Annotated in this window: 19 protein-coding genes, 1 pseudogene and 1 riboswitch; of the genes and pseudogenes, 6 read left to right on the top strand and 14 right to left on the bottom strand. The window is 68.1% G+C overall.

Annotated features, from left to right (window positions below; genetic code table 11):
• Nucleotides 1-78 precede the first annotated feature (78 nt).
• Together EU555_RS35015 and EU555_RS35010 are read right to left on the bottom strand one after the other, a co-directional pair.
• A pseudogene (locus EU555_RS35015) lies at nucleotides 79-1,404 on the bottom strand (type IV secretory system conjugative DNA transfer family protein); the annotation flags it as partial.
• Nucleotides 1,404-1,727, bottom strand: a complete 324-nt coding sequence (locus EU555_RS35010) for a mobilization protein (RefSeq protein WP_135419901.1) — start codon at nucleotides 1,725-1,727, stop codon at nucleotides 1,404-1,406. The gene EU555_RS35010 and the pseudogene EU555_RS35015, both read right to left, overlap by 1 nt.
• A 253-nt stretch (nucleotides 1,728-1,980) precedes the next feature.
• On the opposite strand from EU555_RS35010, the gene traA reads away from it, so the two are divergent.
• Genes traA through EU555_RS34990 form a run of 4 tightly spaced genes read left to right on the top strand, consistent with a single transcriptional unit; the run spans nucleotide 1,981 to nucleotide 7,194 of the window.
• Nucleotides 1,981-5,262: a Ti-type conjugative transfer relaxase TraA gene (gene traA, locus EU555_RS35005; RefSeq protein ID WP_135419900.1), complete on the top strand. Its 3,282-nt coding sequence runs from the start codon at nucleotides 1,981-1,983 to the stop codon at nucleotides 5,260-5,262.
• 15 nt (nucleotides 5,263-5,277) lie between these two features.
• The gene (locus EU555_RS35000; RefSeq protein WP_135419899.1) at nucleotides 5,278-5,958 is read left to right on the top strand and encodes a DUF6118 family protein; all 681 of its coding nucleotides are present in this window, start codon (nucleotides 5,278-5,280) and stop codon (nucleotides 5,956-5,958) included.
• A gap of 6 nt (nucleotides 5,959-5,964) precedes the next feature.
• Nucleotides 5,965-6,444: a recombinase family protein gene (locus EU555_RS34995; RefSeq protein ID WP_135419898.1), complete on the top strand. Its 480-nt coding sequence runs from the start codon at nucleotides 5,965-5,967 to the stop codon at nucleotides 6,442-6,444.
• 6 nt (nucleotides 6,445-6,450) lie between these two features.
• Entirely contained in the window at nucleotides 6,451-7,194 is a 744-nt protein-coding gene (locus EU555_RS34990; protein ID WP_135419897.1) for a sulfite exporter TauE/SafE family protein, read from the top strand.
• Between the two features lie 164 nt (nucleotides 7,195-7,358).
• Here the strand turns inward: EU555_RS34990 and EU555_RS34985 are convergent, their stop codons facing one another.
• The 10 genes from EU555_RS34985 to crcB form a co-directional block, all read right to left on the bottom strand.
• Nucleotides 7,359-9,548 (bottom strand): protein-disulfide reductase DsbD family protein, encoded by a 2,190-nt coding sequence (locus EU555_RS34985; RefSeq protein ID WP_135419904.1) that lies wholly within the window; start codon nucleotides 9,546-9,548, stop codon nucleotides 7,359-7,361.
• Nucleotides 9,549-9,704: 156 nt separating this feature from the next.
• Nucleotides 9,705-10,418, bottom strand: a complete 714-nt coding sequence (locus tag EU555_RS34980) for an ABC transporter ATP-binding protein (RefSeq protein ID WP_135419896.1) — start codon at nucleotides 10,416-10,418, stop codon at nucleotides 9,705-9,707.
• The gene (locus EU555_RS34975) at nucleotides 10,411-11,574 is read right to left on the bottom strand and encodes an ABC transporter permease (protein WP_135419895.1); all 1,164 of its coding nucleotides are present in this window, start codon (nucleotides 11,572-11,574) and stop codon (nucleotides 10,411-10,413) included. Before EU555_RS34975 ends, EU555_RS34980 begins: the two co-directional genes overlap by 8 nt.
• 52 nt (nucleotides 11,575-11,626) lie before the next feature.
• Entirely contained in the window at nucleotides 11,627-12,091 is a 465-nt protein-coding gene (locus EU555_RS34970; RefSeq protein WP_135419894.1) for a hypothetical protein, read from the bottom strand.
• Nucleotides 12,088-12,645, bottom strand: coding sequence for a TlpA family protein disulfide reductase (locus EU555_RS34965; RefSeq protein WP_135419893.1), 558 nt, complete (start codon nucleotides 12,643-12,645; stop codon nucleotides 12,088-12,090). The genes EU555_RS34970 and EU555_RS34965 overlap by 4 nt, the downstream gene beginning before the upstream one ends.
• Nucleotides 12,642-14,696, bottom strand: a complete 2,055-nt coding sequence (locus EU555_RS34960) for a heavy metal translocating P-type ATPase (protein ID WP_135419892.1) — start codon at nucleotides 14,694-14,696, stop codon at nucleotides 12,642-12,644. The genes EU555_RS34965 and EU555_RS34960 overlap by 4 nt, the downstream gene beginning before the upstream one ends.
• On the bottom strand, nucleotides 14,690-15,004 hold the full coding sequence (locus EU555_RS34955) for an ArsR/SmtB family transcription factor (RefSeq protein ID WP_245524647.1): 315 nt from the start codon (nucleotides 15,002-15,004) through the stop codon (nucleotides 14,690-14,692). The genes EU555_RS34960 and EU555_RS34955 overlap by 7 nt, the downstream gene beginning before the upstream one ends.
• 258 nt (nucleotides 15,005-15,262) lie before the next feature.
• Nucleotides 15,263-15,862, bottom strand: a complete 600-nt coding sequence (locus EU555_RS34950) for a cation efflux transmembrane domain-containing protein (RefSeq protein ID WP_135419890.1) — start codon at nucleotides 15,860-15,862, stop codon at nucleotides 15,263-15,265.
• On the bottom strand, nucleotides 15,859-16,296 hold the full coding sequence (locus tag EU555_RS34945; protein WP_135419889.1) for an EamA family transporter: 438 nt from the start codon (nucleotides 16,294-16,296) through the stop codon (nucleotides 15,859-15,861). Before EU555_RS34945 ends, EU555_RS34950 begins: the two co-directional genes overlap by 4 nt.
• Before the next feature lie 19 nt (nucleotides 16,297-16,315).
• Nucleotides 16,316-16,750 (bottom strand): fluoride efflux transporter CrcB, encoded by a 435-nt coding sequence (gene crcB, locus EU555_RS34940; protein ID WP_135419903.1) that lies wholly within the window; start codon nucleotides 16,748-16,750, stop codon nucleotides 16,316-16,318.
• A 59-nt stretch (nucleotides 16,751-16,809) separates the two neighbouring features.
• A riboswitch (Fluoride riboswitch) is annotated at nucleotides 16,810-16,872 on the bottom strand.
• 111 nt (nucleotides 16,873-16,983) lie between these two features.
• On the opposite strand from crcB, the gene EU555_RS34935 reads away from it, so the two are divergent.
• On the top strand, nucleotides 16,984-17,547 hold the full coding sequence (locus EU555_RS34935; RefSeq protein WP_245524646.1) for a recombinase family protein: 564 nt from the start codon (nucleotides 16,984-16,986) through the stop codon (nucleotides 17,545-17,547).
• Between the two features lie 67 nt (nucleotides 17,548-17,614).
• Here the strand turns inward: EU555_RS34935 and EU555_RS34930 are convergent, their stop codons facing one another.
• Both EU555_RS34930 and EU555_RS34925 read right to left on the bottom strand, forming a co-directional pair.
• On the bottom strand, nucleotides 17,615-17,929 hold the full coding sequence (locus EU555_RS34930) for a helix-turn-helix transcriptional regulator (protein ID WP_135419888.1): 315 nt from the start codon (nucleotides 17,927-17,929) through the stop codon (nucleotides 17,615-17,617).
• A gap of 35 nt (nucleotides 17,930-17,964) precedes the next feature.
• Nucleotides 17,965-18,336, bottom strand: a complete 372-nt coding sequence (locus EU555_RS34925) for a type II toxin-antitoxin system RelE/ParE family toxin (RefSeq protein ID WP_135419887.1) — start codon at nucleotides 18,334-18,336, stop codon at nucleotides 17,965-17,967.
• A gap of 427 nt (nucleotides 18,337-18,763) precedes the next feature.
• Between EU555_RS34925 and EU555_RS34920 the strand changes: the two genes are divergently transcribed.
• A partial coding sequence (locus EU555_RS34920; RefSeq protein ID WP_245524645.1) for an ArdC-like ssDNA-binding domain-containing protein occupies nucleotides 18,764-19,122 on the top strand: 359 nt, incomplete at its 3' end.

The following is a 19,122-nucleotide window of genomic DNA, read 5'->3' as shown; positions in this document are numbered from 1 at the left end:
TCTCCAGTCTCACCGATCGTGCGCCGGAAAACGCCCTCGATTGCGCCTCCGCCACAGTTCGATTGCGCGCCGCTACACGTAGGTGGCGCGCAATTGATGCACGTCCTGGAGGATGGGCCAGAGCTGGAGGCCGTAGCCGGCCATCAGGCCCATGGCCCGCTCGATCGGATCGAGGCGGCCGAGGGCGGCGAACTCGTCGAGCAGGTAGAGGACCGGCGCCTCGGGTTTCTCGGGCGCGCGGGCCATGTCGGTGAGGCTGCGGCTGAGAACCAGGCGCAGCCATCGTGCGTAGGTTGAGAGCCGGTCGGGCGGCAGCACGAGGAAGACGGTAGCGGTGCGCCGCTTGAGATCGGCGAAGGCGAAGTCCGAACGCGCCATGACGGCGGTCATGCGGGGTGAGTCGAGGAAATGGGTATGGCGCTGGGCGGCCGAGAGCACGCCGGCAGCCTCCCGGTCGGATTTCGTCAGGTGCCGGTTGGCGGCGCGTGCGACGAGGCCGTTCGCGGCGGGGCTCTTCTGCATGCGGGTGAGCAGCCCGGCGAAGGCATCAGGCGCCAGGGTGAGCGCCTCGCGCAAGCTGCTCAGCGTGCGCTGCTCGCGGCTGTCCTCGGCCGCGACGTGGAGGAGGATACCGCCGAGCAGCGCCTTGGCCTCCTCGTTCCAATGCGCCTCGCCGGCTTCATCCGGCGGATCGTAGACCAGCGCATCGGCGAGGGTCGCCGCGTCCTCGGCGCCGTCGAGGCCGTCCGGATCGAGATCGCCGAGCGGGTTGAAGGCGGCGGAGGCCTGACCCGTGACCCCGAACGGATCGAGGATGTGGACCTTGCCAAAGCGATCTCGCGCGCGTCGCGTGATGCGCGCGTTCTCGCCCTTGGGGTCGATGCAGATCACGGAGCGGTCGGCGGTGAGGAGGTTCGGGATCAGGGTGCCGACGCCTTTGCCGGTCCGCGTCGGCGCCATGGTGAGAAGATGGGCAGGACCGTCGTAGCGGATGGGCCGGGCGGACTTCGGATCGCGCCCGACGAGCAGGCCGGTCTCGCTTCGCGTCAGGGCGGCGACCTCTCGGTCGGTGGCGAAGCGTGCGGTGCCGTGCGTCGTGCCGTCGCCGGGATCTGCGAAGTTCACGATCATGGGGCCAATCAGCGTGCGCGCGAAGAGCCAGAGCATGATGCCGGCGACAGCGAGGTTGGCCGAGGCGTGGAGCCAGGTCTTCTGCCAGCCAATCACCTCCAGGCCGATGGCGACTCCGGCGAAAAGGACGAGGCCGACGAGGACCGCGGCGACGAGGGAGATCAGGAGATGCCGGCCGCCGTGGACGGCGCGCAGGATGAGCGTGCTCAATGCCCAGAGGGGATCACGAGCAGCGGCCCGCATCATGTTGCGGGCCGCTTGAACCACCAGCATCAGGCAGCTCTTTCGCTCGGGCGCGCCGACACGGTTTCCTTGGCTGGCACGGGCTGGTCAACCGATGTGCCGATCAGGTCGGCGAGAAGCGCCTTGTCGGCATCGCGGGTGAGAAAGTCCGGCAGCTCGCGCCGCAGCCAGTCGGCTAGGCGCTTGCTGAACTCGGGATCGTGCGCGTTCTCCAGCCGTTGAAGGACGAGCGCGCCGAGCAGAACCTTGCGGCGGGTGTCGCGAGAGCGTTCCTGCTTTCCGAGACGCGCTTGCAGGGCCTTCTTCTGGGCTTCGAGCTGTGCCAGCCGCTCTGCGATCGATCGACGTGCCATGCTTCCTCCCGCTTTGCACGTTGAAGATTTAGCGTGAAGCGCCGGTACGGCCAAGCCTGCGCAACATTGGTGGAGCGGGGTCTCCTCAAATAGGGCCAAACTCTGGCCTGCATGATGAGCCTTGCCGACGTTGCAGGCGGGACACCGAAAAGCAGACAGAGCGGAGCGAAGGAGTTTTTTTTTAAGGGCGCACTTACGAGTTGCTGCGCAACTCAGTGCTTGATACGGTCAAGCCTGTTTGGAGGCTAGCCCTTTGGCGATCTACCATCTCTCGATGAAGCCGATCAGCCGTGCCTCGGGCCGCTCGGCCGTGGCGTCAGCGGCCTATCGGGCCGGCGAGCGGTTGAAGAATGAGCGTGATGGTCTGACGCATGATTACACCCGGCGCGAGGGCATCGAGCACGCCGAGATCGTCCTCCCGCAAGGCTCACAGGCCGATTGGGCCAGAGATCGTTCGGCTTTATGGAATGCGGCCGAGCGGGCTGAAAAGCGCGCGGACGCTCGGGTAGCGCGAGAGATCGAGATCGCGCTGCCGCATGAGCTGAGCGCCGAGCAGCGGTTGGAGGCCACGCGTTCATTCGCTCAGAGCTTGGCGGATCGCTACGGGACGGCGGTCGATTTCGCGATCCATGCCCCGCACGGCGATACGGACGTGCGCAACCACCACGCTCACCTGATGATGACGGTGCGCCGCGTCGGAGCGGCCGAACTCGGCGAGAAGACGGCGATCGAGCGAGAGAACAAGTGGCTGCTCTCGCACGACCAGCCGACCTCACAGATGCAGCTTCGCGACATCCGGCAGTCGTGGGAGGGCATCGCGAACGAGCGGATGGCGGCGGCCGGCCTCGACCTGCGCATTGACCACCGCTCGCACCAGGAGCGCGGGCTGGAGCTTCAGCCGACCGAGCACATGGGCATCCATGCGACGCAAATGGAGCGGCGCGGGCTCGACGTCACGCGGGTGCGCCTCGACGCGGAAGCGGCGCGGCGCAATGCCGACCTCATCCGCGAGAAGCCGGAGCAGGTGCTGACGCTGATCACCGGCGAGAAGAGCGTGTTCGACCGGCACGATGTGGCGCGGGCGCTGCACCGCTATATCGACCAGCCCGAGGCGTTCCAGTCGGCTTTCGCCAAGGTGATGGCGTCGCCGGCCCTGGTCGAGCTGCAAAGCGAACAGGTGAGCCGCGATGGCGTGGTGGCGCTGGCGCGCTACTCGACGCGGGAGATGGTCGAGACCGAGCGCACTCTTGCCGAAGGCGCCGTGCGCATGAGCGGGACGCGCTCGCACGGTGTCGATAGGCAGCACGTCGATGCGGCGCTTGCCACGCACGATGCGGCGATCCGGGCGGGCGCCGCGGCGCATGTCGAGGGTCATGTCGCACGGGGCGCGATGTCCGAGGCCGAGGCGGCGCGGGCGATCGAGGGTGCGCGGCTGAGCGACGAGCAGCGCCACGCGGTCGAGCACGTCACCGGCGAGGCGCAGATCGCGGCCGTGGTGGGGCTCGCGGGTGCGGGCAAGAGCACCATGCTGGCGGCGGCGCGGGACGCATGGGAGGCACAGGGCTACACGGTCCATGGCGCAGCGCTGTCGGGCAAGGCGGCGGAAGGGCTGGAGGAATCCTCCGGTATCCGGAGCCGGACGCTCGCCTCCTACGAGTACGGGTGGCAGGCCGGGCGCGACCAGCTCGGGCCGCGCGACGTGCTGGTGGTGGACGAGGCCGGGATGGTGGGCTCGCGCCAGCTCGCGCGCTTCGTGGGCGAGGCCGAGCGGGCCGGGGCCAAGCTGGTCCTGGTCGGCGATCACGAGCAATTGCAGGCGATCGGGGCCGGTGCCCCGTTCCGGGCGGTGGCGGAGCAGGTCGGCTTCGCGGAACTGTCGGAGGTGCGCCGGCAGCGCGAGGACTGGCAACGCGAAGCGAGCCAGGATTTCGCCCGGCACCGCACGACCGAGGGATTGACGGCCTACGCGGAGCGGGGCGCGGTCGCGTTCAGCGATACCCGCGACGGCGCGCGCGCAGCGATCGTGCGGGACTACATGGCCGACAGCGAGCAGCACCCGGAGGGATCGCGCGTCGCGATGGCCCATCGCCGGGTCGACGTGCGAGCGCTCAACGCGGCGATCCGGGAGGCGCGTCAGGACCGGGGCGAGCTGGGGCGCGGCGAGGATGCCGGCGAGCGGCCTTACCAGACCAACGACGGGGCGCGCGCCTTCGCGGCCGGAGATCGGATCGTGTTCCTGGAGAACAGCCGCGACCTCGGCGTGAAGAACGGTATGCTCGGGACCGTGTCGGCCGTCGAGGACGGTCGGATCACGGCGCGGCTCGACGGAAAGGGCCGGGACGGCGAGGACCGCGTGGTGGCGGTCCCGATCGCCGATTACGCCGCAATCGACCACGGCTACGCGACGACGATCCACAAGACGCAGGGTGCCACGGTGGATCGAGCCTTCGTCATGGCGTCGGGCACGATGGACCGGCACCTCGCTTACGTAGCCATGACCCGGCACCGGGACGAGGCGCGGCTCTATGCCGGCCGAGACGAGTTCGGGAGCCTGGAGGCGCTGACGGCGCGCCTGTCGCGGGACGGTGCGAAGGAGACCACGCTCGATTACGCGGAGGGTTATGCCGAACGGCGCGGGATTGCCGACCGGATCGGCATCCGCAGCGAGATCGCGGTGCCGCGCGATCGGCGCGAAGGTCCGGCCCGGGAAAGGGAGGGAGCCCGCTCCGCCGAGCCCGAGTCGGCGCGCGCGCTCTCGGCCGAAGGGCCAGTAGTGCAGGCTCCGGCGAAGAAACGCGGGATGTTCGCCGGCCTCAAGCTCGACGTCGGCCGGGACCGCTTCGGTCAGGCCGAGACGCGAGATGCCTTCGCGGGCCTCAAGCTCCCCGTGCAGGGCCGAGGAGATGGCCAGGGCCGGCTTTCCCCGTCCATGCCGAACGCGGAGCGCGGGTCACTGCTCAAGGCCACGGAGGACTATGCCAGGGCCTTCATGGACGCGGCCCGGATGCGCGAGGCGGGGCTGCCGGTCCTGGCGCACCAGACAGCCGCGATCGAGAAGACGCGCACGGCCCTGGACGCGGCCCAGCCGGATGCGACCCGCGCGCTGCGTTCCGCCCTGCGATACGATCCGGAGACGCGCCGGGTGATGGCGGAGGCGAAGGGGGCCGAGCGGGCCGAGGGCCTGCTCGCGGGTATGGAGCGCGAGCGCCAGGCTGTGCGCGATCCGAACGTCCGGGCCGAGCGCCTGGTCGCGCGCTGGAGCGGGCTGGAGGCGGAACACGCCAAGCTCTTCGGCTGGCAGCATGGCGAGGCGCGCGAGCAGGTGGAGGAGCGGATGCGCGGCGTCGCCGCGGCGATCGGCCGGGACGCCCAGGTCGAGGCCGTTCTGCGGCAGCGATCGCAGGCGCTCGGGATCGGCGAGGGCAGCGCGCTCGGGCGGGCTCTCCGACAGGAGGACGCCTCGCTCGGCGAGGCCCTGACGCACAGCCTGGACCGGGGGGGCCTGCGGGAACGTGGCCAGGGCCTTTCGATGTGAGGGCGTGATGCGAGGATGACGGACGCGATCGACCAGGAGGACGAGGACGGCGCCGCGCGGGCCTTCGAGGCGCTGCGGTCGGAGGTGAGCGTCTTGCGCAGGGCCGTGGAGGCGCTGCCGAGAGCGATCGAGGAGGTTCGGGCTCCAGATTACGGACCGACGCTCGGGGCCATCGCTCAAGCGCTCAGCGGCCTCGAGGAAGGCTTGAGTGCGATCGAGGCGCATCCCGCCGTCAAGCTGACGCCGGAGAGCTACGCGCGGGCGATCGAGCGCGCCGGCGCCGGCATCATGCGCGAGGCGTCCCGCGCGCTGCGCGACGAGACCGACGCGGTCGGGCGGGAGCGCCACCAGCTCGCGGCAATTGTCGGACAGGCGGCGACGCAGGAGCTGCAGAGCCGGCAGCGGATCAGGTTCGGCATAGGTGGCCTCGCGATCGGCCTGGTGCTGTTTCCCTGCCTTTCGGCTTTCATGCCGGGCGGGAGCTACCTGGCCGCGCTGGCGATGGGCACGACCGATCGCTGGCAGGCCGGTGGCCAGCTCATGCAAGCCGCCGATCCGGCCGGATCACGGGGGCTCGCAACAGCCTCACGCCTCGTCAACGCTAACACCGAGGCATTGCAGGCCTGCGCCGAGGCGGCCCGGAAAACCGGGCAGGGGCAGAAATGTACCATCAACGTTTCCGTGCCGGAGCGGTGATGGGTGATGGCGCTCGCCCAACAGCGCGAGATCGACGCGGTCCTCGTGACGGAGCTGTCCCGCTGGGGCTGCAGCACCCTCGACCTCCTGCACACTCTCGGAGAACTCAAAGCGTGGCGCGTCTCCGTCATCGCCATGAGCGGCTTGACCTTCGACCTCGCGACGCCACACGGATGGATGCTCGCGACCGTATTCTCCGGCCTCGCCGAGTTCGAGCGCGAGCTGATCCGCGAGCGGGTGCGCTCCGGCATGGCGGCGGCGAAGGCGCGCGGGAAGAGGCTGGGCCACCAGCCCGGGCAGCGGCCGAAGTCGGATCGCCTCGCGCCGAAGGTTCTCGCGCTCGTCGCGGGCGGCCGTAGCTACCGCCTCGTCGGCCGCGAGGTGGGGCTGAGCAAGAACACGGTCGCCGGCATCGTGGCGAGGGCGCGCGCGGGTGAGGAGCGCCGCGGCCACCCCGGTCCGCGTCACCGCGGCGGTGCGGCTTAGCCCCCGATGTCGCCTGTCCTCGGCGCGGCGCTGATCCTCGGTGCCTCTACCCTCTACGCCACCGCCGGCCAAGCCGGCGGCACCGCGTTCCTCGCCGTCATGGCCCTCGCGGGCGTCCCGGCCGCCGACATGCGGCCGACCTCCCTCGTCCTGAACCTCGTCGCCGCCGGGTACGCCACGGCGCGGCTGCACCGAGCCGGCGCGGTCGCCTGGCCCGTCCTGCTGCGCCTCCTCCCAGCGGCGCTGCCCGCGGCCCTGCTCGGCGGCCTCGTCGTGCTGGAGGGTCGCCTCTACCTCGCCCTCACCGGGGCGCTGCTCCTCGCCGCCGCAGGACTCATGCTGCGGCCGAGGGACTCCGCCGATATGGCGGGCGTGCCAGCATCGGCCTCAGTCGGCCTCCTGCCCGCACTGCTCGTCGGCGGCGGGACCGGGTTCGTCTCCGGCCTCACCGGCGTCGGCGGGGGCGTGTTCCTTGCGCCGCTCCTCATCGCGCTCGGCTGGGCCTCGGCGCGGGGGACGGTCGGCCTCTCCGCGCCCTACATCCTCGCCAACTCGGCCGCGGGCTTCGCGGGTGTCTTCCTCGCCGGCGGACACGGGCTCGCGCCCGGCACACCTCTCTACGCCGCGGCGGCCCTCGCCGGCGCCGTCCTCGGTACCGCAGTCGGCCTGCGCTGGATGACGGAGCGCGCGACCCGGCGCATCCTCGCGCTCCTCCTCGCCCTCGCCGGCCTGCGCCTGCTCCTACGCTGACCGCCGTCCGCTTCTTTCACCGCCACCCGCGCCGTGATCGCGTTCCCGCTGCGTTCCGTCATCCGTGCTTTCCTGCCCGTCCGTCCTAGGTCGGCACCCCGGCCTGCGGTTGCCTCAAAGCTATGGACGCTCAGGGCGGCCTTCAGGCGAGAGTGACCGACGCGCTACTTCCGCGCTGCCAGCGTCGGTTCGTCGGCTCGGCGTTCGGGCACCTTCAGTCGGTCGAGTTCGGCCAGCACCAAGCCTTTTGTCAGGATCTGCGGCAGCACGGCCGGCGGGGCCGATCCCTCGTAGAGCAGATAGAGCGGCACGCCACTGCGGCCGTGCCGCTCCAGGAGGCGGGTGATCTCGGGGTTCTGATTCGTCCAGTCGCCCTTGAGGTAGGCGACGTTGCGCGCCTTGAATGCCGCCCGCACGTCGTCGGTCGCGATCGCTGTGCGCTCGTTGACCTGACAGGTGATGCACCAGGCGGCCGTCATGTTCACGAAGACGGACCGGCCCTCGGTACGCAGGCCGTCGAGACGCGCCTGCGTGAACGGCTCGACGCCGTCGGCCTCCGCCGTCGCGCCGACCCGGGCCGAGCCCGAATCGCCGGCGAGGGACGCCGTCAGGCCGGCGACCGCGAGGAGCGCGGCGAGCGCCGCCCCTTGGGCGAGCCGCATGCCGAGCGGGCCGGCGGCGCGCGCCCGCTCCCAGATCCAGGCCGCGGAGCCGACGAGCACGAGGCCGATCAGCGTCGCGAACAGGCTGCTGGGGCCAACCTGCTGGGCGAGCACCCAGACGAGCCAGGCGACGGTCGCGTAGATCGGGAAGGCGAGAACGCCCTTGACCGTTTCCATCCAGGCTCCGGGGCGCGGTAGGCGCCGGACGACTGCGGGCCATGTCGTCAGGATCAGGAAGGGCAGGGCAAGGCCGAGGCCGAGGCTCGCGAAGACCATGAGGCTGAAGAAGGGCGTCTGGGTCAGCGCGAAGCCGACGGCCGTGCCCATGAACGGCGCCGTGCAGGGCGTGGCGACGACGGTCGCCAGCACGCCGGTGAAGAATGAGCCCTGTAGTCCCGAGCGCCGCGTCAGCCCGTCGCCGATCCCCGTGATGCCCGCGCCGACATGCACGACGCCGGACAGGCTCAGGCCCATCGCGAACAGGAGGTAGGCGAGCGCCGCGACGACGACGGGCGACTGCAACTGGAAGCCCCAGCCGACGCCGGCGCCACCGCTCTTCAGGATGATCAGGATGCCGGCGAGCGCTAGGAAGGCCGCGAGCACGCCGGCGGTGTAGGCGAGCCCGTGCAGGCGCACGCGCGCGGGCGGCTCGCCGGAATGCTGAACGAGGCTTAGGACCTTGATCGACAGGACCGGGAAGACGCAGGGCATCAGGTTGAGCAGGAGGCCGCCGAGGAGGGCGAGGCCCACCGCGGTCCAGAGCGTGAGCGCCTCGTCGCCACCCGAAGGCGCGGGGGCCGCCTCGCCCACGGCCCCCGCGGCGGGAGCGGTGGTCGGTGCCGTGCCGATCGCCAGGGCGCGCCGGACGGGGCCATCGGCGCCGCCCTCCTCGAAGGTCAGGACGCCGGGCAGGTCCCCCGGCATCGGCTCGTCGGGAGTGGCACGGGTCAGGGCAAGGTGCAGGCCGGAAGCGTCGACCGTCAGGTCCTGCGCCGCCGCGTTCTCGATCGCGGTCTCGGCATAGGGGAAGAAGTGGACGGCGCGGACCGCGTCGGGCTTAAGGCCCTCGGCGTCGAGATGGAGCACGAGGCGCTTGCCGTCCTGCGTCAGGCGCACGGGCCAGGGCGAGGCATCGGGCAGGGCGTCGCGGGCCTTGGCGAACAGCTCCGCGTTGCGTGGATCAGCGCCAGCGCTCGTTCCGGCCTCTGCGACCGGCAGGGTCAGGCGCAGATCCGCCGAGCCCGGAATGCAGATCTCCTCGCAGGCGAGGTAGGACAGCTTGGCATCGAGATTGACCGGCCGGCCCGCGGGCAGGGTCGCGGGGGGCGTGACCTGCGTGAGCAGGACGGTCTCGCCCTTGAAGCCGTGATTGACCAGATGGGCGACCGGGATGCGGGTCGGGGCGGGCCAGTCGATCGCGCCCGCCGAGAAGCCCTCCGGCAACGTCCAGTTTACCTCCGGCGGAAGGCCGGAATCGCCGGGATTGCGCCAGTAGACGTGCCAGCCCGGCTTCATCACCATGCGCACGCCGACGGCGAAGGCTTTGCCCGGCTCAATCGCCGCCGGTTCGGCGACGAGGCTTGCCCGCACGATGCCGCTGGGCGTCTTGGCCTTGGGTGTGCTCGGGCCCTGGGCGTGGGCGCCAGACAGGCCGGCGAGCACGAGCAGCAGGGCGGGGAGCAGGCGGGTCATAGTCATCGACGCTGCGACGATCTCTGAAGAGAGGGTACAACATTGACTCGCTCAGCACTGGAGGCCGTCGGGCGTAAGTTCTGAAACGGTTTCGTAGACGTAGCGGCGGTCCTCACCTCAGTTTTCATTGGGCATTCTCCTTTCTGCCCAGATGGTTCAGCATTGAAGCAATGTCTGCTCTGCCGTCGCGTCCGAGTCGATCCGGCCGTCGCGAACGCCCACGATCCGCTCTGCCCTTGAGGCCACTGCCGAACTATGGGTCACCATGACAAGCGTGCGTCCCTGCCGATGAAGCGTGCCGAGGCGGTCGAGGACATCCGCCTCGGCAACCGAGTCGAGGTTCCCGGTCGGCTCATCAAGGAGCAGGAGGTCAGGGTCATTGGCGAGGGCCCGGGCGATGGCAACACGCTGCTGCTGTCCGCCTGAGAGCTGGCCCGGCAGGCGGTCGGCCCGGTCGGCAAGCCCGACCTGATCCAAAAGATCGAGACCCTTGCGCCGTGCCTGGACCGAGGCGTAGCCGCCGAACCAGAGGGCGGTCTGAACGTTTTCGAGCGCTGTCAGGTGTGGCAGCAGATTAAAGAACTGGAATACGAAACCGATCTTGCGCGCCCTCACCGCGGCGAGGCGGCGGGCGCTGAGCCGTGAGAGTTCCTCCCCATCGAGGTGAATCTCCCCGCTTGTCGATCGGTCGAGTCCGCCCATCAGGTGGAGCAACGTGCTCTTGCCGTGGCCGGAAGGCCCGACGATCGCGACCCAGCTCCGTCGGCCGATCACGAGCGAAGCCTCATCCAAGGCCACTGCCGCTGCCTCGCCGCGTCCGTAGACCCGCGACACCTTCTGCAGGCACACCAGCGCATCCACCTCAGACATGACGGATGGCATCCATGGGGGTGAGCCGCGCCGCGCGCCAAGCTGGGTAGAAGCCCGCGAGAAGCGCAAGGGCGATGGAGAACACAAGCACACCGGCGATCGTGCTGGGGTCGAGCGCCGGTGTCGGCGATTGGCGGAGCGCCGCCGTGAAGGGATTGTCGGCGATGCTGGGTCCGATCCAGTAGGCCGCCAGCACGCCGAGGCCGACCCCAATCAGGCCGCCAAGCGCGCCGTAGAGACCGGACTCCAGGAGAAAGCCGAGAAACAGCGTTCGCCGGGTTCCGCCGATGGCCTGCAGAATGCCGATCTCGCGCCGGCGCTCGTAGACGGCCGTCATGAGCGTGTTGGCGATGCCGAAAGCAGCGGCCACGACGCCGACGATGGCGACCGCCTGCATGGCCGCGCCGACAGTGCCGACGATCGACAGGACGGAATTTACGAGCTGCTTGTCCGACACCACGGCGACGTTGGCCGCCTCCTGGATGCGCAGGCTGATCTCATCTGTCTTCTCCAGGTCGTCGACTTGAACCGCGATGAAGGAGATCTTGCCCTCGGTCTCGTAGATGCGCTGGACGACGGGAAGCGGAGCAAAGGCGGCGACGTCGTCCTTGGTACCCGTGGTATCGAGAACGCCTAGCACCGGGAGAGGGCGGCCACGAACGGTGAAGTTCTCGCCAGGCTTAAGCTCGAACTGCTGGGCGATGGCTGCGCCGATGACCACGCCCTCCTCATCCGGCCCCTGGAAGTAGCGGCCCGCGCCGATGCGCCAGCCTTGCAGAGCCTGCATCTCTTTCGGCTGGATGCCGATCAACGGCACCGGCCGGTTCCGGAAGGCCGTCCGTTGGTTGAGGTAAGGCACCGCTGTCCGGACCCCCGGCACGGCAGCGACCTTGGCGAACTCCGTCATCGCGATGGCTTCCGGCAGCTGCTCGCCGGTGAGCACCGAGATCTGCTCGTAGGCACACCAGCCCTTCGGGGTGACGACCAGGTTCGCGCCTAGACCTTGAGCCTGTCGCCTGATCTCCCGGGAGAGGCCCTGGCCGAGCGTCAGCAGGGCGACGAAGGCCGCGATACCTACGGCGACACCCGCCAACGTAAAGGCAAAGCGCCCGGGGCGGCGGACCAAGTTGCGCCAGACGAGGATGCCGAGGTTCACGCCGCACTCCAGTTCAAGATCATGTCGAGCACGACGGTATCGGCCACCGCCTTCACTTGAACTGGCCCAGGTTCTTCAAGCTCGCCGCTTTGAAGGACAGCTGACGGCCGACCTGGACAAGTTCGCCTTCGATGTCGACCTCGTCCCATCGCGAGACGGGCATGGCAGCCTCGGCACTGACGGGAAGGTAGAACTTCGCGCAGTTCGTCGACTTGCAGATCTTGGCCTCGCGGGCGTCGACGACGACGAACTTGCTCGGGTTCGAGCCTTCCGTCCTTGCCACCACGGCACGAAGCGTCAGAGGGCCCTTGTAGCCCGACGGTTCGGAGGCAATGTCGTCGACATTCAGCGCGCCCGGCGTCAGGGGACGCGGCCCTCCCCCCAGTGAGGCGAACACATTTTCCGCCCCGCCCCGGGTGGTCGCCCATAGGGTGATGCCAAGGACGGTGACGCCAACGGCCACCAGCGCAAACAGCGCGGGCCGGCCGGTGCGCGAACCTAGCTGTGCCGTTCTCATGACTTCGTTCCTCCGTCTCGTGCGATGGCACTTTTCAGGATGGCCTCAATCCGAGGTCCATCCCATTCTGCGGGTCCTGCAAAGCGGCCGATCTCGCGGCCGTTGCGGTCGAACAGGAGGGTCGTTGGCAGGCCTGTTGCCTCAGCCTTCTGCAGGACAGTGCCTAAGAGATCGACGAACACCGGGAGGTTGCGCACCCCGACATCCTGGTAGAAGCGGTTCACAGCCGAGATCCCGCCCCGGTCCACCGAGAGCGCGATCACCTGGAAGTCCGGCCCGCCAAGCTTGTTCTGCAAACGGTCCAGGGCCGGCATTTCCTGGCGGCACGGGGCGCACCAGGTTGCCCAGAGGTTGACGAGCACAACCTTGCCCCGGAAGTCCGCTAAGCTAGCCTGACCACCGGCACCGTCGGAGAATGTCAGATTGAGAGTTGGGCTCTGTCCCTGTAGCCTCAGCCCGTACGCCAGTCCTCCGGCGACGAGGGCGGCCGAGATGAGCCAAAGCCAGTGCCGGCGGCTCTGACCGATGCCTTTTGCTGACGCAACTGAGATCACGACCGGACCCCCGCTGGCCGGAGGTGTGGCGCTGCGGCGTCTTCTTGCCAGCGAGGGTGGGGTCCGGAACCCGAACCGGTTGGCGGACGCCCTCTGCCCTGCCGTAGCAACCGCGCCGAATTGGCAAGTATCCCGAAATCCGGGCCCGCCTGCGCCGCCGCCGCGATCGTCGGCGGCAAGAGCCCGAACGCCGCGAGGCTCAAGCCGGTCAGGTTGTAGATCACCGTGAAGCCGATGTTGATCTTGACCGCTTTCATGGTGCGCCGCGCGATATGCATCACCTCCGGCACGAGGGTCCAATCCTCGCGCATGAGCGCAATGTGCGCCGCCTCGATCGCGACGCCGCTGCCGGCCGCCCCCATAGCAATCCCGACATCGGCCTGGGCGAGCGCCGGCGCGTCATTCACGCCGTCGCCGATCATCACGACGACCCGACCGCGAGCCTGATGCTCCTTCACGATAGCGATCTTGTCGTCGGGCAGGAGGTTGGCGCGGTAGTGGATGTCGAGTGGCTTGGCGAGCGCCGCTGCGGTGAGTTCGTTGTCGCCGGTCAAGAGCTCCAGGTGCTCGATGCCCATCTTCCGAAGTTCGGCGATCGCGCCCGGAACCTCGGGTCGCAGCGTGTCCGTTGCGGCCAGGATACCGATGGGCTGGCCGTCGCGCTCAACGAAGAGGAGCGTCTTGCCCTGCTCCTGCAGCTCAAACGCTTCGTTTGGCAGCGCTCCTTCGGGAAACAGGCGGCGGCTGCCGACGGCGATAGTTCTGCCGTCGATCCTGACCCGAACACCCTTGCCAGGAATAGCTTCGAAGTCCTCCGGCTCGGCCAGGGCGAGCCGACGATCGGCAGCGGCGGTCCGCACGGCCTCAGCCAGGGGGTGTTCGGAGTAGCGCTCGGCCGTTGCCGCGAGAGCGAGGAGGCAGTCAGGCTCGAGATCACTGCCGTGCAGAAGCACGACATCGGTGATCTGCGGGCGTCCGAGCGTGAGCGTCCCGGTCTTGTCGAGCAGCACCACGTCGGCCTTGGCGAGCGCCTCAAGGTACTTTCCGCCCTTAATGAGCAGCCCGCGCCGGGCCGAAGCACCGATTGAGGCAATCATGGCCACGGGGGTCGCGAGCGCGAACGAGCAGGAGCATGCCACCATCAGCACGGCCGCCGTGGCGAGCGCGTTGCTGCTGAGCAGGTAGGTCGCTGCGGCGATCGCGACGACGACGGGCAAGTACCAGGTCGCGAACCTGTCCGCGATGCGCTGGATCGGAGCGCGGTGCTTGTCGGCCTCCTCGACCATTTTGATGACGCGCCCGAAGGTGGTGTCAGTGCCCACGGCGGTCGCGCGCACGCGCAGATGGCCGAGTTGAGCGAAGCTCGCGGCAAAGACGCGGGCCCCGGGTCCAGCCTCGACCGGCATAGATTCGCCGGTAATCGCGGCCTGATTGATCGTGGCTTGGCCGCTGACGACCTCGCCATCTACCGGAATCTTCTCGCCAGGCCGCACGATCACAGTCTCACCAGCCTGAATTTCTACGACCGGCAGTTCGATTTCGGCCCCCTTGCGCTCGACGCGCGCCGTTTCAGGGGCGAGTTCGGTGAGATCCCGGACCGCCTTGCGGGCGCGCTCGGCGGTAAAGTGCTCGATGTAGTCGGCGAGCCGCATGAAAAAGACGATGATAATGGCTGCGGGCCACGCCCCTGCGAGCATCGCGGCGATGAGGCCGACCGTCATCAGGGTGTGCGAGGTCACCTTCCCGCGCAAAGTGGCGCGAATTACGGAGCGGAAGATCGGGTGGCCGCCCGCAAGCACGGCCGCGAGCCAGAGCGGCCAGGGGACGAACTCGGTGAGGCGGTCGAGGAGACCGGACCATTCGGCGAACACGACGAAGCCAACCACCACGACCAGGGTCACGCCAAATGCGGTGAGTAGGCCGGTGGAGAAACCGGCCATCGCGTTCTGGGCTGCGGGGGTGCTCCCGGTCGAGAGGGTGACGCCGCATCCGTCATCGCACCCGCAAGCCAGAGCGCTAGCCGGCTTGTCGTCCGAGGCTGGGTTCAGCATGGCTCGTCCTCTGCACACCCGATTTGGGTGCAGGCCACTACGCCTCGTGCAGTGTCGGCCAGGAGTTCTTCGGAAAGCCGGAGCAGCATCTCGACACGTGGGTCACTGAACCCGTAGCGGACGAAACGCCCCTCCTGCTCGCGTCGGACCAAGCCGCAGTCATAGAGACATCCGAGATGGTTCGAGACGTTGGACTGCGTAAGGCCAGTTGCTTGCACTACCTCCGAAACGGTCATTGCACCCGGGCGCAATGCCTCAAGAATGGATAGGCGCGACGGGTCCGACAGGCCCCGACACAGCTTGGCCATATGCTCGGCCTTGAGGCGCAACGCTTGGGGGCTACTCGGGCGTCTGGGCTTAGCAGGTACGCCAGGGAAGGTAGTTAGAGGCTCAGCCATACAAACATATGCGCGACTGCTCATATGTTTGGCAAGAGATGATTTGAGCCGCTCGATCGCGCGCTGGCGATTATGGACCCTGGGTTGCCGCGCTCATTGGAGTTGACCCGCCAAGCAAACGCGTCTGAGCCGAACACGATCGTAACAAGCAGGGTTCGCGCTCAGTACTTATGAAACGGAGCGATGTTCCTCGCGCGCTGCCGGCCAGACCGCACGAGCGGCGTCCACGTTCATAAGGGCAATCGCGATGCCCACGATGAGATCAGGCCATGCCGACTGCCAGATGAAAGCGGTTGCGAGGCCCGCCGTGATGATCGAAATGTTAGCGAGCGCGTCATTGCGCGCAGAAAGGAACGCCGCTTTGGTCAGGCTACCGCTGTGATGACGGTAACGGGCGAGCAGGAAGGCACAGAACAGGTTGACGGCCAGCGCTCCGAAACCTGCCAGCGAAAGGGGCAGCGAGTCCGGCGGCGTCGGCGCGTTGAATTTCGCCCACGCCGTCCAGACCGTTGCCAGTCCCGGCACCAGCAGGATGCCCGCGAGTAGCATTCCAAGGCGCGCGCGGTTTTTTGCGGTCCAGCCGAGCGCGACGACGATCAGCAGGTTGACCGAGGCATCTTCCAGAAAGTCCACGCTGTCGGCGAACAGCGAGACCGAGCCGATCGCCAGCGCGACGGCGAACTCGACGCCGAAATATGCGAGGTTCAGCGCCGCCACGAGGGCAACGACACGGCGGAGGTCGGCAGTAGGGGCGTCCAAGGCGGTCATCCCTTGTAGGCCACCAGGACCGCGCCGGCCGCGATGAACGCGACGCCTAGCCAGTTCGGCGGCGTCAGCCGCTCGCCCAGGAAGGCGACGCTGAACAGGGCGACCAGGACGACGCTCAGTTTGTCGATCGGCGCGACGCGCGCAGCATCACCGAGCTTGAGTGCGCGGAAATAACAGACCCACGAGCCGCCCGTGGCGAGGCCAGAGAGCACTAGGAACAGGTAGCTGCGGCCCGACACCGATCCCAGGGGCTGCCACTGACCCGTCCCGACCAGGATTGCGCCCAGGGCGCACAGGATGACGATGGTACGGATGAAGGTGGCGAAGTCGGAGTTGACGTTCTCGATGCCGACCTTGGCGAAGATCGCGGTCAGCGCGGCAAAGGCGGCCGAAAGCAACGCCCAGAGCTGCCAGGAGAGGAGAAGCGCTTTCATGGCGCAGCCTAACTTGCGATCACGAGGCGTCTTCCTCGATCGGCAGCTGCGCGACCGCGACCGCCCCGCCGTTGAGCTGCGCCGCGATCCAGTGCCCGAGCGCCACCGCTGCGATGCAGAGTAACACCGACAGGCCGATGTTCAGTGCTGCCCGCATGGTCGCCCCGCTGCGCAACAGATCGAGAGTTTGCAGGCTGAACGAGGAGAACGTGGTGTAGCCGCCGCACAGGCCGATCATCACGAACAGGCGCCAGTTCTCGGCGACCGGGAAGCGCCCCGAGACGAGCGTCAGCGTGCCAAAGAGGCCGATGACGAACGAGCCGCTGATGTTGATGATGATGGTGCCCCAGGGCAGCTCGCGGCTGATGGGCAACGCGACCAACGAAACCAGGTAGCGCAGGAAGGTGCCGATGGCACCACCGAGGATCACGACAAGGCAACTGGTGAACGACACCGCCGGCAACTCCCCTGACAGCAGCACGCAGCTGCCGGCTGTGCCGGCGGCGTGCCGCATCGTTGATAGGAGTCATCAGCCCACGACGGGCGGTTTCGGGGAACCCCATCCCCATCACTAGCCGCACGATAGGGGACGGCGCGGCGTGGCGTCAAACCAACTTGCATAAATCATAATATCTGCATCAGCGCTGATCCACTGGGATCATTCGGCTTTTTTGATGCAATAATCTGATGCATAACGACGGCATGATTTACGGCTACGCACGCGTTTCCACCGACGCTCAGGATCTCGCCATCCAGGTCGCCCAACTTAAGGCGGCCTGCTGCGAGAAGGTCTTCCACGAGAAGGAGGGCGGCCATACCGCCGATCGGCCGCAGCTCCGGCGCCTGATGAGGGCGCTGCAATCCGGCGACATCGTGAAGGCGCCGGCTGTCGATCGCTTCGCACGCGACCCGACTGACCTCATCGTGCTCGGCCGAGACATTCGCCAGGCCGGCGCGCGCTTCCTGTCGGTGGCCGAGCCAATCGTCGACACGGACTCCGAGTTCTGGGAGGTGGTGGCGGCCTGCTTCGGCATCGCGGCCAAGTTCGAGCGCCGGCGCATCCGCGAGCGAACCTCGGCCGGCCGGGCCAGGGCCAGGGAACAGGGCGTGCAGTTCGGCCGCAAGCCGAAGCTCACCGCGCACCAGAAGCGCGAAGCCCTGAGGCGTCGTGATGAGGAGGGGGAGCCCCACCGCTCGATCGCGCGCAGCTACAACGTCAGCCAGAGCACGATTTCGAGGCTGAGACTATGATGTCGGCCTATGCCTACCTTTATACGTGTATACGATCAAACAGATTTGATGGCCGCTCCGGAAAGCCTTATGCGGCGTGCTGGTAAGGCACGTCGAAGGCGATGCCGCTTCCCTCAACGTGGATCGACACCTTGAAGCCGAGTCGGCCGACGAACGCCATCAGCTTCTGCACCGAGAAACGGCTCAGCTTTTCGTTCATCAGCGCCGACACATTGGGCTGGTCGAGGCCCAGCAGATCGCCGGCATCTTTCTGCGTCAGCTCTCGCCGGCGCACCTCTTCCGCGACGAACCGGATCAGACGGGACTTCACCACCAGCTCGTCCGCGTCGGGCATCCCGAGTTTGTGAAAGGCGCTCGTCGCCCCCTCCGTCTTGGTCGTCATGGCATGCTCCTCTCGTGTGTGCGTCGTGATAGGGGTTACGGGGCCAGAGCCCGGTCCTGCGCCTCTGCCTCTTTCAGGCGGGACCGGATCAAGTCGATGTCGTGCTTGGGCGTCTCGGCGCCACGCTTCGACTTCTTCTTGAAGGCGTGCAGCACGTAGACGGCGTGTTCCAGGCGAACCGTGTAGACGCACCGGTAGGTGTCCCCGTCGTGGTCCTCGACGATCTCGACGACACCGCCCCCGCCAAACCCCTTCAGAACCTTCGCGGACGGCGCTCGCTCGCCTTTCTGAGCGAGAAACAGGGCGTGACCCACGTCCTGCCTGGCCTCGTCCGGGAAAGCGACCAGGTCCTTGCGGCTCGATCCGATGAACTCCAGCGATCGGAGCGGCCGGTCCTCGTCCCCCATCAGCTCCACCTTTGTATATCAGTGCTTATATACCACCGCGCATGAGAACGCAAGTATCCGTGTATACATGTTTGATCCTATGCGCGTAGGGCGAACCGGCGAGAGCCGGACGCGCTCTACTCGGGGCGAGCCCCCTCCCGGAGCCCGCAGGCGGTCTCCGTGCTTCGCGTGACGATCGCTTTCGCTGACACGGCGGCCTGACGGCCACATTATCGGTTTGGCGGGTGCCGAGGGGGCGCTGCCCCCTCCCCCCACGAAACGCGGCCTACAGGGCGGCAGGGCCGCTCGGGCCTGCGGAGCTGACAGCTCCGCGCCCTCGCAGCCCGGCCGCCCCCGCCCGCATCTCTCCCCCGGCTCCCCCGGTCTCGCCGACGGGCAGGGGTCATGGCGCGGCCCTGACCCCGCCAGGAACGAGGGAAAAGAGATCATGGCGAAGCAGACCACCCGTAAGCCGGGCACCGCGGCGGAGAGCGCTCCGGCTCCGGACGCCTATGCCCGGATCACGAGCCGCATCGTGGCCGATCTGGAGCAGGGCGTCCGCCCATGGTGCAAGCCGTGGGGCGGCAACCAGCTCGGCGCCCGCGTGACCCGGCCCCGGCGGGCGAACGGCAAGCCCTATTCCGGCATCAACACGCTCCTTCTCTGGCTGGAGGCGGTCGAGAAGGGCCACCGTTCGCCGACCTGGATGACCTACCGCCAGGCCCAGGAACTCGGACCTTGGGTAGCAGCGGAGCAGAGAGTCAGTTTCGGATCTGGCGCTGTCTGCGGACGGGCCCCTATCGCGCC

Source organism: Methylobacterium nonmethylotrophicum (assembly GCF_004745635.1).
GTDB lineage: Bacteria > Pseudomonadota > Alphaproteobacteria > Rhizobiales > Beijerinckiaceae > Methylobacterium > Methylobacterium nonmethylotrophicum.
The sequence above is the reverse complement of the archived record's forward strand: the minus strand, read 5'-3'. Positions and strand labels throughout refer to the sequence as shown.

Coding starts and splice junctions, on each gene's coding strand:
- EU555_RS35010 (WP_135419901.1), bottom strand. CDS start 1,727: ATGGCACGTCGATCGATCGCAGAGCGGCTGGCACAGCTCGAAGCCCAG.
- EU555_RS35000 (WP_135419899.1), top strand. CDS start 5,278: ATGACGGACGCGATCGACCAGGAGGACGAGGACGGCGCCGCGCGGGCC.
- EU555_RS34995 (WP_135419898.1), top strand. CDS start 5,965: ATGGCGCTCGCCCAACAGCGCGAGATCGACGCGGTCCTCGTGACGGAG.
- EU555_RS34990 (WP_135419897.1), top strand. CDS start 6,451: ATGTCGCCTGTCCTCGGCGCGGCGCTGATCCTCGGTGCCTCTACCCTC.
- EU555_RS34985 (WP_135419904.1), bottom strand. CDS start 9,548: ATGACCCGCCTGCTCCCCGCCCTGCTGCTCGTGCTCGCCGGCCTGTCT.
- EU555_RS34980 (WP_135419896.1), bottom strand. CDS start 10,418: ATGTCTGAGGTGGATGCGCTGGTGTGCCTGCAGAAGGTGTCGCGGGTC.
- EU555_RS34970 (WP_135419894.1), bottom strand. CDS start 12,091: ATGAGAACGGCACAGCTAGGTTCGCGCACCGGCCGGCCCGCGCTGTTT.
- EU555_RS34960 (WP_135419892.1), bottom strand. CDS start 14,696: ATGCTGAACCCAGCCTCGGACGACAAGCCGGCTAGCGCTCTGGCTTGC.
- EU555_RS34955 (WP_245524647.1), bottom strand. CDS start 15,004: ATGGCCAAGCTGTGTCGGGGCCTGTCGGACCCGTCGCGCCTATCCATT.
- EU555_RS34950 (WP_135419890.1), bottom strand. CDS start 15,862: ATGACCGCCTTGGACGCCCCTACTGCCGACCTCCGCCGTGTCGTTGCC.
- EU555_RS34945 (WP_135419889.1), bottom strand. CDS start 16,296: ATGAAAGCGCTTCTCCTCTCCTGGCAGCTCTGGGCGTTGCTTTCGGCC.
- EU555_RS34935 (WP_245524646.1), top strand. CDS start 16,984: ATGCATAACGACGGCATGATTTACGGCTACGCACGCGTTTCCACCGAC.
- EU555_RS34930 (WP_135419888.1), bottom strand. CDS start 17,929: ATGACGACCAAGACGGAGGGGGCGACGAGCGCCTTTCACAAACTCGGG.
- EU555_RS34925 (WP_135419887.1), bottom strand. CDS start 18,336: ATGGGGGACGAGGACCGGCCGCTCCGATCGCTGGAGTTCATCGGATCG.